Annotated in this window: 13 protein-coding genes; 7 read left to right on the plus strand and 6 right to left on the minus strand. The window is 62.4% G+C overall.

The window, feature by feature from the left end; translation table 11 throughout:
* Nucleotides 1–7: 7 nt before the first annotated feature.
* Together LGH70_RS18145 and LGH70_RS18150 are read right to left on the minus strand one after the other, a co-directional pair.
* Nucleotides 8–745 (minus strand): hypothetical protein, encoded by a 738-nt coding sequence (locus LGH70_RS18145; RefSeq protein WP_226188537.1) that lies wholly within the window; start codon nt 743–745, stop codon nt 8–10.
* A gap of 190 nt (nt 746–935) precedes the next feature.
* Nucleotides 936–1,625 carry a DUF2306 domain-containing protein gene (locus tag LGH70_RS18150; protein ID WP_226188539.1) on the minus strand — a complete coding sequence of 230 codons (690 nt, stop codon included), beginning with the start codon at nt 1,623–1,625 and terminating at the stop codon, nt 936–938.
* A 253-nt stretch (nt 1,626–1,878) separates the two neighbouring features.
* Here LGH70_RS18150 and LGH70_RS18155 point away from each other — a divergent pair, with 253 nt between their 5' ends.
* The gene (locus LGH70_RS18155; protein WP_226188541.1) at nt 1,879–2,253 is read left to right on the plus strand and encodes a hypothetical protein; all 375 of its coding nucleotides are present in this window, start codon (nt 1,879–1,881) and stop codon (nt 2,251–2,253) included.
* Between the two features lie 140 nt (nt 2,254–2,393).
* Here the strand turns inward: LGH70_RS18155 and recQ are convergent, their stop codons facing one another.
* The gene (recQ, locus tag LGH70_RS18160; protein ID WP_226188543.1) at nt 2,394–4,628 is read right to left on the minus strand and encodes a DNA helicase RecQ; all 2,235 of its coding nucleotides are present in this window, start codon (nt 4,626–4,628) and stop codon (nt 2,394–2,396) included.
* Nucleotides 4,629–4,784: 156 nt separating this feature from the next.
* On the opposite strand from recQ, the gene LGH70_RS18165 reads away from it, so the two are divergent.
* Nucleotides 4,785–5,144: a four-helix bundle copper-binding protein gene (locus LGH70_RS18165; RefSeq protein ID WP_226188545.1), complete on the plus strand. Its 360-nt coding sequence runs from the start codon at nt 4,785–4,787 to the stop codon at nt 5,142–5,144.
* A 2-nt stretch (nt 5,145–5,146) separates the two neighbouring features.
* Here the strand turns inward: LGH70_RS18165 and LGH70_RS18170 are convergent, their stop codons facing one another.
* On the minus strand, nt 5,147–5,764 hold the full coding sequence (locus LGH70_RS18170; RefSeq protein WP_226188548.1) for a hypothetical protein: 618 nt from the start codon (nt 5,762–5,764) through the stop codon (nt 5,147–5,149).
* Nucleotides 5,765–6,017: 253 nt separating this feature from the next.
* On the opposite strand from LGH70_RS18170, the gene LGH70_RS18175 reads away from it, so the two are divergent.
* Nucleotides 6,018–6,749: a hypothetical protein gene (locus tag LGH70_RS18175; RefSeq protein WP_226188551.1), complete on the plus strand. Its 732-nt coding sequence runs from the start codon at nt 6,018–6,020 to the stop codon at nt 6,747–6,749.
* A 94-nt stretch (nt 6,750–6,843) separates the two neighbouring features.
* On the opposite strand, the gene LGH70_RS18180 is transcribed toward LGH70_RS18175, so the two are convergent.
* Entirely contained in the window at nt 6,844–8,724 is a 1,881-nt protein-coding gene (locus tag LGH70_RS18180) for a glycoside hydrolase family 13 protein (protein ID WP_226188553.1), read from the minus strand.
* Between the two features lie 197 nt (nt 8,725–8,921).
* Complete coding sequence (locus LGH70_RS18185; RefSeq protein WP_226188556.1) at nt 8,922–10,109, minus strand: THUMP domain-containing class I SAM-dependent RNA methyltransferase; 1,188 nt, start codon at nt 10,107–10,109, stop codon at nt 8,922–8,924.
* 141 nt (nt 10,110–10,250) lie between these two features.
* Here LGH70_RS18185 and LGH70_RS18190 point away from each other — a divergent pair, with 141 nt between their 5' ends.
* The 4 genes from LGH70_RS18190 (at nt 10,251) to LGH70_RS18205 (ending at nt 14,424) form a co-directional block, all read left to right on the plus strand.
* Nucleotides 10,251–11,654, plus strand: a complete 1,404-nt coding sequence (locus tag LGH70_RS18190) for a sugar MFS transporter (protein ID WP_226188559.1) — start codon at nt 10,251–10,253, stop codon at nt 11,652–11,654.
* 79 nt (nt 11,655–11,733) lie between these two features.
* Nucleotides 11,734–12,117 carry a hypothetical protein gene (locus LGH70_RS18195; RefSeq protein WP_226188561.1) on the plus strand — a complete coding sequence of 128 codons (384 nt, stop codon included), beginning with the start codon at nt 11,734–11,736 and terminating at the stop codon, nt 12,115–12,117.
* Between the two features lie 139 nt (nt 12,118–12,256).
* Nucleotides 12,257–13,291, plus strand: a complete 1,035-nt coding sequence (gene murB / locus LGH70_RS18200; protein ID WP_226188563.1) for a UDP-N-acetylmuramate dehydrogenase — start codon at nt 12,257–12,259, stop codon at nt 13,289–13,291.
* Nucleotides 13,292–13,437: 146 nt separating this feature from the next.
* Complete coding sequence (locus LGH70_RS18205) at nt 13,438–14,424, plus strand: fibronectin type III domain-containing protein (protein WP_226188566.1); 987 nt, start codon at nt 13,438–13,440, stop codon at nt 14,422–14,424.
* Nucleotides 14,425–14,539 lie beyond the last annotated feature (115 nt).

Genomic DNA, 14,539 nt, shown 5'->3' on the forward strand with positions numbered 1-14,539 from the left:
CAGGTCGCTACAATACTGGCCCCGGCTCCTCCACCCACCACTCGTCGTTTTCCCAGAAGCGTGACCAGCCCACGCGGGCATATTTGCGGTTGATGCCCGGGCCCCGCTCCCCCACGCTGAAGCCGTCCATAATGGAGTCGGCAATATTCATGAAGTTGCTGGCCCACACCAGTTTCAGGGGCTGCGGATGCGTGGGGCTGGTCCAGGTGCTGGTGAAGGTAGTGCCTTCGCCGGCCGGGCCTTCCGCCCACCAATACGTCCGGCCGGGCAGGTAGGCCAGCCCCTGCGGAGTCTGGGAAAAGGTAGCCGTGAACGTACCCGCAAACGTGCCCGCACCCTCTTCCTGCCCGATTTCGGCCAACCGGAACCGGCCGACGGCTCGGTAGTGGACCGGAGCTTTCACCTTGCGCAGAGAGGTGACGGTGATGGTGCCCCGAAACGGCAGGATACGCTCCCGCTCCCGGCTTTTGCCCTGCACGTGGTACAAGGCCGGGTTTTTACCGTCGCGCACCACTTTTTCGTACACTAGGTCGAAGGGGCGGTACTGCGGGCCCATGCACCCGAGCATGGTCTGCGCCTCGGCTTCCCTGGCCGACACCAACCAGAGTGAGGCCAGGTTCAACCTACGCACCAGGGTGGCCGAGCTGGCGGCGGCCGGGGCCTTGCGCGCGGCCGGCTTCAATGTGGGCGTGGGAGGAGTGGCCAGCAGACTGGCCAGTAGCACGGGGAGCAGCAGGAGTTTCATAGGAGCAATAGGTTGAGGAGAATTCTTGCCTGAAGGTGAGGCGGCCGGGGCTGGCCACAGCTCACTTCCGTGGCCGTACTACATTTTTCAGGCGGGCCGCGGCACTGCTCGGGAATGCTGCCCGCAACAGAGGCGCGGGCCGGCCGTCGGCCCCACAATTTCTGGTGAAGATCCGATACCGATAACCCGGTTAGCGGTTTATTACCTGCGCGGGCGGCGCGTGAAAGGAGCGCACCAGCCGCCGGGCCGCGCCGGCCTGAATCAGCACCTCGGCCAGCACCAGGTTGCCCGTCCACGACAGCCACGTTACGGTGAGGTAGGTTTCAATGGGCTTGGTGCCAAACACGTAGTAGAGCAGGTAGCTTTCGGAGCGCAGACTCAGGGCGGCCAGCGTCACGGCGAAGCTGCGCAGCATCCACTCGGTGTGGGCTTCCCAGCGCCGCTGCCGGGCCAGATGGTAGGCCTGCCAGGTGCTGAGCCACCACACCACGCACTGCAACGCAAACCCGACCTTGGCCACCAGTCCGCCGTTGGCAAAGCCGGCCAAAATCAGCCCCGAGGGCGCGGCCAAGGCCAGAACGGAGGCCACGTAGAGCTTGCCCAGGGTGCGGTGCAATGCGGCCCGGCCCGGAAACAGGCGCGGAAAAAACTGCACCAGCCCGGCCGCCAGCACCCACAGGCTACTGGTGATATGCACGTAAAAGCCCAGCCGGAACAGCCCGCTCCCGTTGGTGGCTTCCGACTTGGTGGTCAGGAAGTGAATACCGGGCTCCAGGGTCCGATACGGCCACACCTTGCTGATCATCAGCACCAGAAAGGCGGCTACGGCCGCGCCGGCAAGCCACTGTAGCAGGCGCGGGAAACTGAAGGAAGAAAGCATGGGAAAGCAGGCGAAGCGCTAGGACAATATAACGCGGCAGGTATATTGTTATGATATAGCCCGAAGAATTAAATTTTTGCCTGCTCTCAAAAGCCGGAAGCTAGTGACTTATTCCGCTGGTGTAGCCGGCTTTTAAAATGCAGCAAGGCTGTTGAGCCAGGACTTTTACCAGGCCAGGATCAATCTTTAGGCGTTTGGGAACCTGCCGGGCTGTTACCTTGCATTACTTTTCTCTCGTTTTTCGGCCTTGTATATGTTCAAACCTGGTACTCTGCGCATTTTTGCTATTCTTGCTATGTTGCTATCGGTGGCAGGCTTGCTTCTCAGCCTGCTGCTGGTAAAGCAGTCCGGCAGTTTCCTGCTGCCCATTATTTCATGGGCACTTATGCTGTGGGCTAGCTTCCTGGGCTTCCGGCTCGCAGCCTACAAGCTGTATGCGGAAGAGTACAAAAAAGTAGGCATCCGGATCTATGCCATCAGCCTAGCCTTTATTGCGTTTCTGACCGTGGGCCTCATGTTAGGCTTTGTGTTGTCGCTCGGCATTCTGGGCTCGTTGTGGGGGCTCAAGCGGAATTATGACGAATGGCCCAGCACCTCTGTTGAAGAAGCTGACGCTGATACTGTTTAAGTAGCCAACGCCGCCAAATGAAAAGCCCTTTCCCGTAACAAAGAGAAAGGGCTTTCTGGTAAAAGGACGTGACGACCTGTGCAGAGGACGGGGTGCCACGGCTGCGCCTCGCAAGTTCACAACTTCATCACATTAGCAGATTAATTTCCGCGCAGGCGCTTCTGGTACATCACGGCCAGGCGCAGCTTGAAGTAGTCGTACTGCTCGCGCAGGTGGTCGAACAGGTCGCGCAGGGGCGGGTCGCCGCCGAGCTGGCCGATGGCGGTTTGGATCTTGGCGAATTCGTCCATGCTCAGAAACTCCTCCAGGCGGATGGGCTGGCCCTTGGCGTAGAGCGTTTCAATGTGGGCCCGGATGGTACTGGGGCTCAGCGTGCGACGCTCGGCAATGGCCTCCACGCTCAGGCCGGCGCGGTGCAGCTGCAGGGTCGTTTCGTGGGTGTCGCCGGCCTCGCGGGTGCGGCGCGCGGGCTTGGACGCCGCGCTGGGCAGCTCGTCGTCCTCCTCGTCGTTGGTGGCGTCGGCGGGGTTGGGCGCGCCCCCGTACTCCAGAATAGCCTTGATGAAGACCTCCCCGTAGTTCTCGAACTTCTTCATGCCCACGCCGCCGATGGCCAGCATGGCCGTGCGGGTAACAGGCCGCTCGGCCGCCATTTCCTGCAGCGTAGTATCGGTGAAGATGACGTACGGGGGCACGTTCTGCTCGTCGGCAATGCGCTTGCGCAGCTGCCGCAGCCGGTCGAAGAGCTGGGTGGTGGCATCGGTGGGCGCAGTGGCCGAGCCGGCGGCTTTCTTGCCCCGGGGCTGCTTTTCGGCCTTTTCGGCGGGCTGAAACTTTTTCATCGCGAGCTGGCGCTGGCCCTGCAGCACCTGCTTGCCCAGGTCCGTGATTTTCAGCGCGTAGCCTTCCTCGTAGGCAATGTAGAGGAGCCCGTCGTTGAGCATCTGGTGGATGTAGCTGTACCAGTCCAGATACGGCAGGTCGCGGCCGGCGCCGTAGGTCTTGATCTGCTCGTAGCCGCCCTGGATGATGGCCTGGTTGCGCATGCCGCGCAGCACGTCGATGAGCAGACCGATGGGGGCCCGCTCGCGCATGCGCACCACTGCCGACAGGGCCTTCTGGGCCAGCTCGGTGCCGTCGAAGGTGGTGGGCGGGTTGCGGCAGATGTCGCAGTTGCCGCAGTCGGTAGCCAGGGTTTCGCCGAAGTAGTTGAGCAGGATTTTGCGGCGGCAGGAGGCGGCCTCGGCAAACTGCTGCATGCGCTCCAGCTTGGTGAGGCTGAGCTGGGACAGGCGCGGGTCGGCGTCCTTGGTGAGCATGTCGCGCAGGCTCATCACGTCGGCGAAGCTATAGAACAGCACCGCCGTGGCAGCGGCCCCGTCGCGCCCGGCCCGGCCGATTTCCTGGTAGTAGCCCTCAATGTTCTTGGGCAGGTTGTAGTGAATCACCCAGCGCACGTTGCTCTTGTCGATGCCCATGCCGAAGGCAATAGTAGCCACAATTACCTGCAAATCGTCGCGCAGAAAGGCTTCCTGCACGGCGGCGCGCTGGTTGGGCGTCATGCCGGCGTGGTAGTGGTTGGCGCGTACGCCTTTCTCCTTGAGCTTCTGGGCCAGGGTTTCGCACTGCTTGCGCGAGAGGCAGTACACGATGCCCGCCTCCGAAGGCCGGGCCGTGACAAACTCCACGATGCTGCCCACCCGATTCTGGCCGGGGCGCACAATCAGGTTCAGGTTGGGCCTATCGAAGCTGGAAAGAAACACCTGAGGCTCGTGCATGCGCAGCTGCTGCTGGATGTCGCGCTGGGTGAGGCGGTCGGCGGTGGCGGTGAGGGCAATGATGGGCACCTGCGGAAACTGCTCGCGTAGCACCCGCAGCTGGGTGTATTCGGGCCGGAAGTCGTGGCCCCACGACGAGATGCAGTGGGCCTCGTCGATGGCGAACATGCTGATGCGCAGGCGCTGCAAAAACTGGATAAAGCCCGGCGAGACGAGCTTTTCGGGGCTCACGTAGAGCAGCTTCAGGTAGCCGTTGAGGCAGTCGGAGGCAATGCTATTCTGCTCGCTCTGGCCTACGCTGCTGTTGATGTACTCGGCCGGAATACCGTTGGCCTTCAGGGCTTCCACCTGGTCCTTCATTAGGGCAATCAGGGGCGAGACGACCACGCAGACGCCCTCCTGCACCACGGCCGGCACCTGGAAGCACACCGATTTGCCCCCGCCCGTGGGCATGAGCACCACCGTGTCCTTGCCGCTCATGATGTTGGAGATAATACTCTCCTGCATGGGGCGGAACGTGTCGTAGCCGTAGTACTGCTTCAGGACGCGCCGGGCGGAAGCCAGCGTGGGGGCAAGGGGTTCGGGGGCAAATAACATTCGGTAAAAATACGGCTAAACCAGGACTTGACAGACGTAAATAAACCACGGCCGGGGGGAAATAGTGCACGGCTTCCGCAGAATCCGGCACCGCTCCGCCCCGGTATTCCCCGTAAGCCTTAAGAACGAATTGTTTCCACTTTACACCTCTGCTTCATGCAACATTCTCATGCTTCCGCCGCTTCTCCCACCCCGGTCAACCAGGCCCTGCTCGATGCCCTGAACCGCTGCGTGGCCACCTGCGAAATGTGCGCCACGGCCTGCCTGCTGGAAGCCGACGTGCAGATGATGGTGCCCTGCATCCGGCTCGACCGGGACTGCGCCGACATCTGCGCCCTGACGGCCCGTCTGCTGGCCCGCGGCTCCGACCATGCGCGCCACCTGCTGCGCGAGTGTATCGAGGTGTGTACCAGGTGCGCCGATGAGTGCAGCCAGCACCAGGATGAGCACTGCCAGCAGTGCGCGGCCGCCTGCCGGGCCTGCGCCGAGGCCTGCCGGCAGTACGCGGGCCAATAGCCTCACGCGGCCCTCACCAGCTCCGTCCCGCTTTGCTGCAACGTCAGCGCCAGCGTGTAACGCCGGCGACCATCGGGTGTGTTTCCGGTGCGGCGCAGCGTGGCAGTAGCCTGCCAGCGCGGCACCTGCCCGCCCCGGGGCAGCACGGCCCTCGCCACCGTCCCATTGGCAGTGGATGGGGTGTGGCGGCGGGTAAAGCCCCGGGCATCGGAGTCGCCCACCCACTGGCCGGCGCCGTAGGTATAGTAATCGTTGAAAATCTGATACGCGGGCACTGGACCGCTGCGTTGCACTTCGAAGGAGTAGTAGAGAGGCGACAGCGCGGGAAAGGCCAGCCGCACCGGAAACACGCCCGGCCGGAGCGGGCCCAGGGCGCTGGAGCCAAAGGATTCGGACAGCTCCAGCACCAGATTGCCGGCCGCGTCCGGTTGGTGGGGCCGGGGTCCGGCGCTTCGGTCCCACACCACGATGGGCTGCGGGGACAAGGGCCGGCCGGCCGCGTCGAGCAGCCGCAGGGTGAGCTGGTAGCTGACGCTGCGCTGGCCGAGAGAGAAAATCAGGAGCAGGGTCCCGACGCCGGCCACCGCTATTCCGCCCAGTATATACAGTAGAGTTATCATAGTAGCGGGCGGCATAAACGCCAAAGCAGCCTGTTTCCTTGTCAGGCTCAACCGGCCATTCCACACCCGGCGCCCGACCCGGGCAGCGGAACTGCCGGGGCTGACCTGCCGATTTATTACGGAGCGGAGGCAACTGTCCCGGGTTGGAGCAGTTTCCTTTTACCAGTGCTTCTGGGCATTGAGGCTCCTATTTACTTGAATTACAGGTAAAATACCTAGTTTGGCCAATCGTTCACCTTCACGTACATTTTTTATGAAGCTACATTTACCGTGGTTGTGGGTTGTAGGATTCGTCACGCTGAGTGCGCCGGGCTGCGCCGATAAGCAGGCCGAAACCCAGGAACTGACCGTGCACCCCAAGGCGGCCCCAACGGTGGGAGCCAGTATTTCCTCGGCGCAGGCCGTCACCTGGACCCACCGCTTCCAGCGGACCCACCCCACCGAAACCTGGACCAGCTTTTTCGACCGCAGCATCTACACCCAACTGCTCGACCAGGCGGGGTGCCGGGGCCTGCGCATCTATAACGCGACCAATCAGCAGGGGGCCAATACGTTTGTGCTGACGGGCGTAGACGCCACCGGCGACATGACCAAGGGCAAGCTGGCGAATCTGCCGGCCCCCAATCCGCCGATGCATTACGCCAGCATCCTGCTGGCCAAGCAATCCGGCGAGGTTCACCCGTCTGCAGCATCGTCGGGTGAGCCCGTTGCGCTGGAGCGCGCCCGGGCTATGACGCATCTGTACCAGGCGAACCACCCGGAGCAAGCCAAGTCTTACTACTATAGCGCCGCTGTGCTTCGGAAGCTGCTGGCCCAGGACGGCTGCGTTGGCATTCGCCTCTACCAGGCCCTGGACGACAACAAACAGGAACACCTGGTGTTGGTTGGGGTCGGTGAAGATGGTTCGGACCTTACCAGCGGTGCGCTGGTGGACTACGAGGAGAAATGTCCGCACAACTGCGACGGCAGCGAATTGATACCCTAACAAACCGCCAAAGCACACGAAAAGGCCCGGCCACTACCTTAACCAGTAGTGGCCGGGCCTTTTTTGCGGGTTGCCTGTCAGCTTACCAGCGGCCTTACTTCGCCAGCTCCAGCACGAGGGCCGTTTTGGCCGGCAGCTGCAGCGTGGCCAAGCTACTGAGCGCCTCATTGGTCAGCACGTTGCGGGCTTTCGTGAAGCCGGCCATGCGCTCGGAGAAGCGGGCCGTGGGCAGGGCCGCGGGCTTGTCGGTGGAGTTGGTGGCCACTAGCACGGTGCCCGAGGCATCGTAGCGGAAGTACACGTAGAGGCCGTTTTCGGGCAGGTACTGCATCAGCTTACCCGAATGCAGGGCTGGGTGGGTTTTGCGGTAGGTGGCCAGAGTGCGGATAAAGTTGAAAGCTTCGTTTTCCTTAGTCGAGCGGCCAGCCGCCGTGAATTTATCCTCTTTGTCGCCGGGCCAGCCGCCGGGGAAATCTTTGCGCACCTCGGCGTCGGTGGGGTCCTTGAAGTTCTTCATCAGAATTTCGGTGCCGTAGTACATGCTCGGAATGCCGCGGGTGGTCAGCAGCCAGGTCAGGCCCATCCGGAACTTGTCGATATCCTCCCCCACTTCCGAGAGGAAGCGGTTGTGGTCGTGGTTGTCGATGAAGGTGACCAGCCTGGTGGGGTCCTGGTACACGGCATCCTGGGCCAGGGCTTGGTAGAGGCGCTGCACGCCGTTGTCCCAGCCGGTGGCGGCGGGGGTGCCTACTTCCTTCAGGCCGGCCAGCATGGCGCCTTCCACCACGAAGTCGAGGCCGCCGGGCTGGTTGGACTTGAAGGGAAAGTCAATCTTGTTGCGCACGTAGTAGGCCTGGTCCACGATGCTGCTCACCGACGACTCGCCGAAGATGTGAATCTTGGGATATTCGGCCAGCAGGGCCGCGTTGCAGCGGTTCATGAAGGGCTGGTCGTTGTACATGTAGGTATCGATGCGCCAGGCGTCCACCCCGAAGGTTTCCACCGACCAGATGGCGTGCTGAATCAGGAAGTTGGCCACGTAGGGGTTCTGCTGGTTCAGATCGGGCAGAAAGGGCACAAACCAGCCGTCCAGGGTCACGGCGCGGTCAATCTGGGCGGCGTGGGGGTCGGTAATGGGCTGCTGCCGGTAGCTGGTGTTGGTATACGCCGGCCACTGGTGCAGCCAGCTTTTCATCGGCAGGTCCTTGATAAACCAGTGGCTGTTGCCCACGTGGTTGTAGACGGCATCCTGCACCACTTTCAGGCCGGCGGCGTGGGCCTGCTGCACGTAGCTTTTGTAGGCCGCGTTGCCGCCCAGGCGCCGGTCCACGGCATAATGGTCGGTGAAGCCGTAGCCGTGGTAGGCCGAGCGCATGGTGTTGCCCTCGTTGGTCAGGCCCTGGTTGTTTTCCAGCACGGGCGTAAACCAGACGGCCGTCACGCCCAGATCCTTGAGGTAATTGATGCGCTGGGCGGCGCCCTGCAGGTCGCCGCCGTGGCGGAAGAAAGGGTTGGCCCGGTCGTGGTTGGGGTCGGCCATGTCGGCAAACTTGTCGTTGCCTGGGTCGCCGTTGGCAAACCGGTCGGGCATGGCCAGGTAGATAAAGTCGGCCTGAGTGACGCCCTGGGCTTTCACAGCGTTGGTGCGGGCCAGCAGCTCCCACTTCTGGGTCAGGATCGTCGCGCCCTTTTTGCCCACGATGCTCACTGTACCGGGCTTGGCGGTGCCGGCAATGGTCAGGTCCAGAAAGGCGTAGTTCGGGTTTTCCACCGTACTGGTTTTCACCAGCTTCACCCCCGGATAGGTGATGGTGTAAGCCAAAGTGCCGGCCTGCGGACCGTAAACGAGCAGCTGCACGCTGCTGTTCTTCATACCCACCCACCAGTTGGTCGGGTTTACGCGGGTAATGGACTGGGCCGGGGCCAGCAGCGGCAGCAGCAAAGCCAGCAGCAGGCCGAAAGAGCGTTGTTTCATACGGGGCGGGAATTGGGAGAGAAAAAGCGCAGACAGCCGGCAGCAGCCACCGCTGGCGCCAGGCTACAATACTAGCAATAAATGACGCAACAAAAACCGCCGCTCTGGCGCGTTCCGCTGCGCCGGGTACCGGCCGTAAAACAGCCGCGCCCAGCCCGCCGCTCTGGCAGACTGGGCGCGGCTGGCAAGGCGCGGCCCTACTCCGGCTTCGATACTTTGCGGGTGCCCTGGTAGAGCTCGTACTTGAGCAGGCGGCAGTCGATGGGGCCGTTGAACAGTGGAATGCGGCGCGAGGCTTTCAGGCCCACCCGCTTGGCCGCCTCCAGGTTGCCGGTAAACAGGTAGGCGTCGTAGCCCTGGAAGCCGGTTTTGAGCGTGTCGCCGATGGTTTTGTAGAGCGTCTCCATCTGCTCCTCCTCCCCGATTCGCTCCCCGTAGGGCGGGTTCGACACCACCACGCCGGCCGGCTCGTTCTTGGGGGCCTGGGCCTCTTTCACGTCGCGCACCCCCAGGCGGATGTAGTCTTCGAGGTCGGCCGCCGCCACGTTTTCGCGGGCCAGCTCGATGTACTCTCTGGACAAATCGGAGCCGGCAATATAAGCCTGGGGCTCCTCGATGCGGGCACTGCGGGCGTCCATCAGCACCGAATCCCAGAGGGCCTGGTCGAAGTCGGCCCAGTTCTGGAAGCTGAACTTGCCCTGGTGATACAGGCCCGGCGCGATGCGCTGGGCAATGAGGGCGGCCTCGGTGAGCAACGTGCCCGAGCCGCACATGGGGTCGATAAAGGGCCGTTTGCCGTCCCAGCCGGTGAGCAGGATGATGCCGGCGGCCAGGGCCTCGTTCAAGGGGGCCACGTTGGTTTGCTGGCGGTAGCCGCGGCGGTGCAGCGAGTCGCCCGAGGCGTCGAGGCTGAGCACCACATCGTTCTCAATCATGTGCAGATGCAGCCGGATATCGGGATTTTTTACGTCCACGCTGGGCCGCGAGCCGGTCCGGTTGCGGAACTGGTCCACAATGGCATCCTTGGTGAGCTGGGCCACATAGAGCGAGTGCTCGAAGGTCGACTTATTGACCACGGCCGTGATGGCAAAGGTCTGGTCGGGGCGGATGTAGTCGGGCCACTCGATGCGGCTTACTTCGCGGTAGAGGGCTTTTTCGTCGCGGGCGTAGAAGCCGGCGAAGGGCTTGAGAATGCGCACGGCGGTGCGGCACCACAGGTTGGCCTCGTAGAGCAGCTGCTTGGTGCCGGTAAACTCAATGGCCCGCTGCCCCACCTTCTCGATTTTGGCGCCCAGGCCGCGCAGCTCCTGAGCCAGCACTTCTTCCAGGCCAAACTGGGTGGTGGCAGTCATAAAGAAAGTGGCGTCGCGGCGGTTTTCGGACATGGGGCGGGGTAGCTAAAGAAAGGAGGAGCGGCAAAGGTCGGTTTTTTTGGCCTGTTCTCCTGCCTAGGCTGTCTTCCCCGCTGAAAGTCCTTCGCTTGAATTCCTATCTTTAAGGCCCTCATCCTTTCCATTCCCGCCCGCATGGCCGCACCGGTTTCTTCCTCTTCTGTTTCCACCAGCACCGCCCCGGCCCGCTCCTACGCCGGCCCCATGCTGCTGATGACGACCCTGTTTTTCCTGTTCGGGGCCGTCACCAACTTCAACGACGTGCTCATGCCCTACCTCAAGGACGTGTGCCAGCTCACCGATTTTCAGTCGACGGCCGTGCAGTCGGCCTTTTTCGGGGCTTACTTTCTGATGTCGTTGCCGGCCGGCCGGGTGCTGGAAAAAATCGGGTTCAAGCGGGGCATCGTGCTGGGGCTGCTGGTTATGGCCGTGGGGGCGCTGCTGTTCGTGCCGGCCGCCAATACGCGCCTGTTCGGCTTGTTTCTGCTGGCCCTGGGTCTGCTGGGGGCGGGCGTTACCTTGCTGCAGGTGGCAGCCAACCCCTACGTGTCGGTGCTGGGGCCGGCCCGCACGGCGGCCAGCCGGGTGAGCATCGTGGGCGTGGCTAACGGCCTGGGCGGCACCATCTCCCCGCTTATCGGTGGCCTGATCTTGTTCGGCGGCTCGGCCGTACTTCAGGCTCAGCTAGCGGCCCTGCCCCTGGAGCAGCGCCTCACCCAGGAAGCCACGTTAGTAAAGCCGCTCTACCTGGGCTTGGCGTTATTTCTGGCCCTGCTGGCCGTACTGTTTTTCCTGGTGCGCCTGCCCGAAATCGAGAGTATTCCGGCCGAGGAAGAAGCCGCCCTGGCCGCCGAAGCCGGCACCTCTGGCCGCCGCTCGGCCCTCGACTACCGTCATCTGGTGCTGGGCATCGTCGCCATCTTCACCTACGTGGGCGTGGAAGTGGGCATCGGTTCCTTTCTGATTCGCTACGGTGAGAGTCAGGGCATCAGCCAGCTTAGCGGCTTCACTCAGCAGCTGGTGCGGGGCCTGAGCGTAGCCACGAGCTGGGCCGCGGCTCTGTTTGGCCACTCCCCCGAGCCCATCGACACCAATACGGGCTTCACCAAGGCCGTGGGCGCGGTGCTGGTGTCCTCCTACTGGTTTGGGCTGATGGTGGGCCGTATCATCGGCATTCCCCTGCTTTCCCGCTTCAATGCCCGCAAGCTGCTGGTGGGCGTGTGCGCGGCCGGCACTTTGTTTGTGGTAGCGTCCCTGCTGAGCAGTGGCGAAACGGCCCTGTGGCTGGTGGTGCTCTGCGGCCTGTGCAACTCCATTATCTGGCCCGTGGTGTTCCCCTTGGCTATTACCGGCCTGGGCCGCTTCACCAAGCAGGGCTCGTCCTACCTGATTATGGCCATCGTGGGCGGGGCCATCATTCCGCCCCTCATGGGCTGGATTGCCACCAACGGCGGCGGCCTGCGGGTGGCCTTCGTGCTGCCCGCGCTGTGCTACGCGTACCTGCTGTTCTACAGTGTGCGGGGCTACCAGGTGCGGTAGCAGAACGGCGTTTTAAACTTGATTTCGTTGGAAGTCTCCCGGCTGCCGGGAGCCTTCCACATGTTTATCTATTATCAGAATGAAGCTGTTTGATTATTGGTTTTACTGGATTGCCCGGGCGTATTACAAGCAGGATGGCAAAGGAGCAGCAACGGCATTTGTCGGGCTCAGTGTGCTGCAATCCTTCCTGGTATCGGCCGTAACCCTACCTCTGATTCGGGTCTATTTGCTGGGCCCCGGGGCTCCTTCTCCCAAAACGTTCGGCACTATTGGCGTCGGTATTCTTATCCTGCTCTACCTGGTCAATCTAAAAAGGTACTGGAACAAGTACGACCTGCTGGCCGAGCGGTGGCAAACTGAAACGGCGGCCCAAAAACGAGTCGGCGCCACGCTCGTCGTGCTGGCTGTACCCGTCGTGCTGGCCCTCAACATCTTCCTGCTCTGGCTGACCGCCCGGCGGTAGCTGTCGTTCTACCCTGCCGCGAATCAGTGGACCACGGGTCTTTGCTTCGAAAAACCGGCGGCGGCTTCGTGCCGGGCGGCACCCTGGTTTCGGCAACGGCCAAACGGCTACCTTTGCCCAAAACCACTTCTTTCCGCATATGGCTTCGGCTCCCGTTCTCGAACACCACGTTTCCCTGCTGCCCTACAACACCTTTGGCATTGATGCCAAGGCCCGCCTATTTGCCCGCTTCCGCACGGTGGACGAGCTGCGCGCCCTGCTGGCGTTGCCCGAAGTGCAGCAGGCCGAAAAGCTGGTGCTCGGCGGCGGCTCTAACCTGCTCTTCACCCAGGATTTCGACGGCGTGGTGCTCAAAAACGAAGTAACTGGCCTCGAAATCATTGCCCAGGACGAAACCCAGGATACCGCCCTGGTGCGGGCCGGGGCCGGCGAGTCGTGGCACGGGCTGGTGCAGTACGCGCTAAGCCAGAACCTGAGCGGCATCGAGAACCTGTCGTTGATTCCGGGCACGGTGGGTGCCGCGCCCCTGCAGAACATCGGGGCCTACGGGGCCGAGCTCAAGGACACTTTCGACCACCTCGAAGCCGTGGAAATCAGCTCCGGGCAGCTGCGCACCTTCACCCACGAGCAGTGCGGCTTCGGCTACCGCGAAAGTGTATTCAAAGGCCCGCTGCGCAACCAGTACATCGTCACGGGTGTGGTCTTGCAGCTGCGGCGCAAGCACCAGCTCAACGTCAGCTACGGGGCCATCAGCACTACCCTGGCCGACATGGGCATCGAAGCCGACCCCACGCCCCACGACGTGAGCGAGGCCGTAATTCAGATCCGGCGCAGCAAGCTCCCCGACCCGGCCCAGATCGGCAATGCCGGCAGCTTCTTCAAAAACCCGGAAATCTCCCAGGCCAAGTACGATGAGCTCAAGGCCCAGTACGCGGATATTCCCGGCTACCCCGTGCCCGGCGGCGTGAAGGTGCCCGCTGCCTGGCTGATCGAGCAGTGCGGCTGGAAAGGCCGGCGCTTCGGGTCCCACGGCGTGCACGACCGGCAAGCCTTAGTGTTGGTCAACCACGGCGGGGCCCAGGGCGGGGCCATCCGGGATTTGGCTCACGACATCATTGCCTCCGTGCGGGAGAAGTTTGGCGTGGAGCTGCACCCCGAGGTAAACATTCTGTAACGCCCCGCGCTTTTTGGCGGCGCTAATCAATCTGGCAAGCATACCGGGGTTTTTATGCCGAATCGGTAATACAATTAGGCTGGAAATAAGCATATTTGTGTTTTACAACCTGGTCTGCTCCCAACCACTTATTGCTTTTTAGCTTGATGAAAACCGTTACTCTCCTCGCGCTGCTCGTAGGCGGCGCAACCGTTGCGCATGCCCAAGCCCCCGCTACCATTTCCGCCGCGCGCACGGCGGGCCCCGGGGCCACCGTCACCATTCGCGGCACGGTGAGCAACGGCCCCGAGTTGGGCGGCCTGCGCTACGTGCAGGACAAAGACGCGGGCCTGGCGGCGTACTCCCTCAGCGCCCCCGGCTTTTCTTCCCTGGTGCTCGGCGACAGTGTCGAGCTGCGCGGCACGCTCAAGAACTACAACGGCCTGCTGGAAATGGACCCCATCAGTTCGGTGAAAGTGCTGGCCAAAAACCGCCGCCTGAGCATTGTGGAAGTACCGGCCACGGAGATGACCAAAGTGTTTGCCGAAGCCTACGAAGGCCGCCTCGTGAAGCTCAAGGGCGTTACTTCGCTCACGACCACCAACGGCTCCCCGCTGGCGGCCATGAACGGCAACAGCAACTACCTGATCAATGGGCAGAAAGGCGCCCCGATCCGCATCAACACCGCTTCCAACGGCGACAATGGCCTGGTCGGCAAGCCCGTACCAGCCAGCGAGTTTGACTTGGTGGGCGTCGTCAGCCAGTTTGCTCCTACCGGCACCGGCGGCTACCAGATTCTGCCCCGCCTCTATACCGACTACATCCTCGGCGGCGGCCTGCCCAACGTGATGGGTGAGCCCGTGCCCACGGAAATGAGCCGCACCGGCTTCACCGTCACGTTCCAGACCCAGAACCCCGGCGACACGAAGGTGGAATATGGCAAAACCTCGGCCCTGGGCACGGTAGTGGCCAACGCCACGCCTACCACCAAGCACAACATCTCCCTGACGGACCTGCAGCCCGGCACGGTATACTACGTGAAGGTATCGTCCACTAACGCCGTGGGCACGTCCTCGTCGCCGGCCGTTCCCATGATTACGGACACCAAGAAGCGCGCGGCTCCGCGCACCCGGACCACCGAAGGCGCTGAATAAGCGCAGGCCTGAACTATTCTCCCACCCACTGGCTTTGCTCAGCAAACACATATTAGCTATAAGGTAACCTTTGGCTAACATGTGTTTGTGTTTCTTTGTACGCGTTTTTTCAGTG

Source organism: Hymenobacter nitidus, assembly GCF_020447315.1.
GTDB classification, from domain to species: Bacteria; Bacteroidota; Bacteroidia; order Cytophagales; family Hymenobacteraceae; genus Hymenobacter; species Hymenobacter nitidus.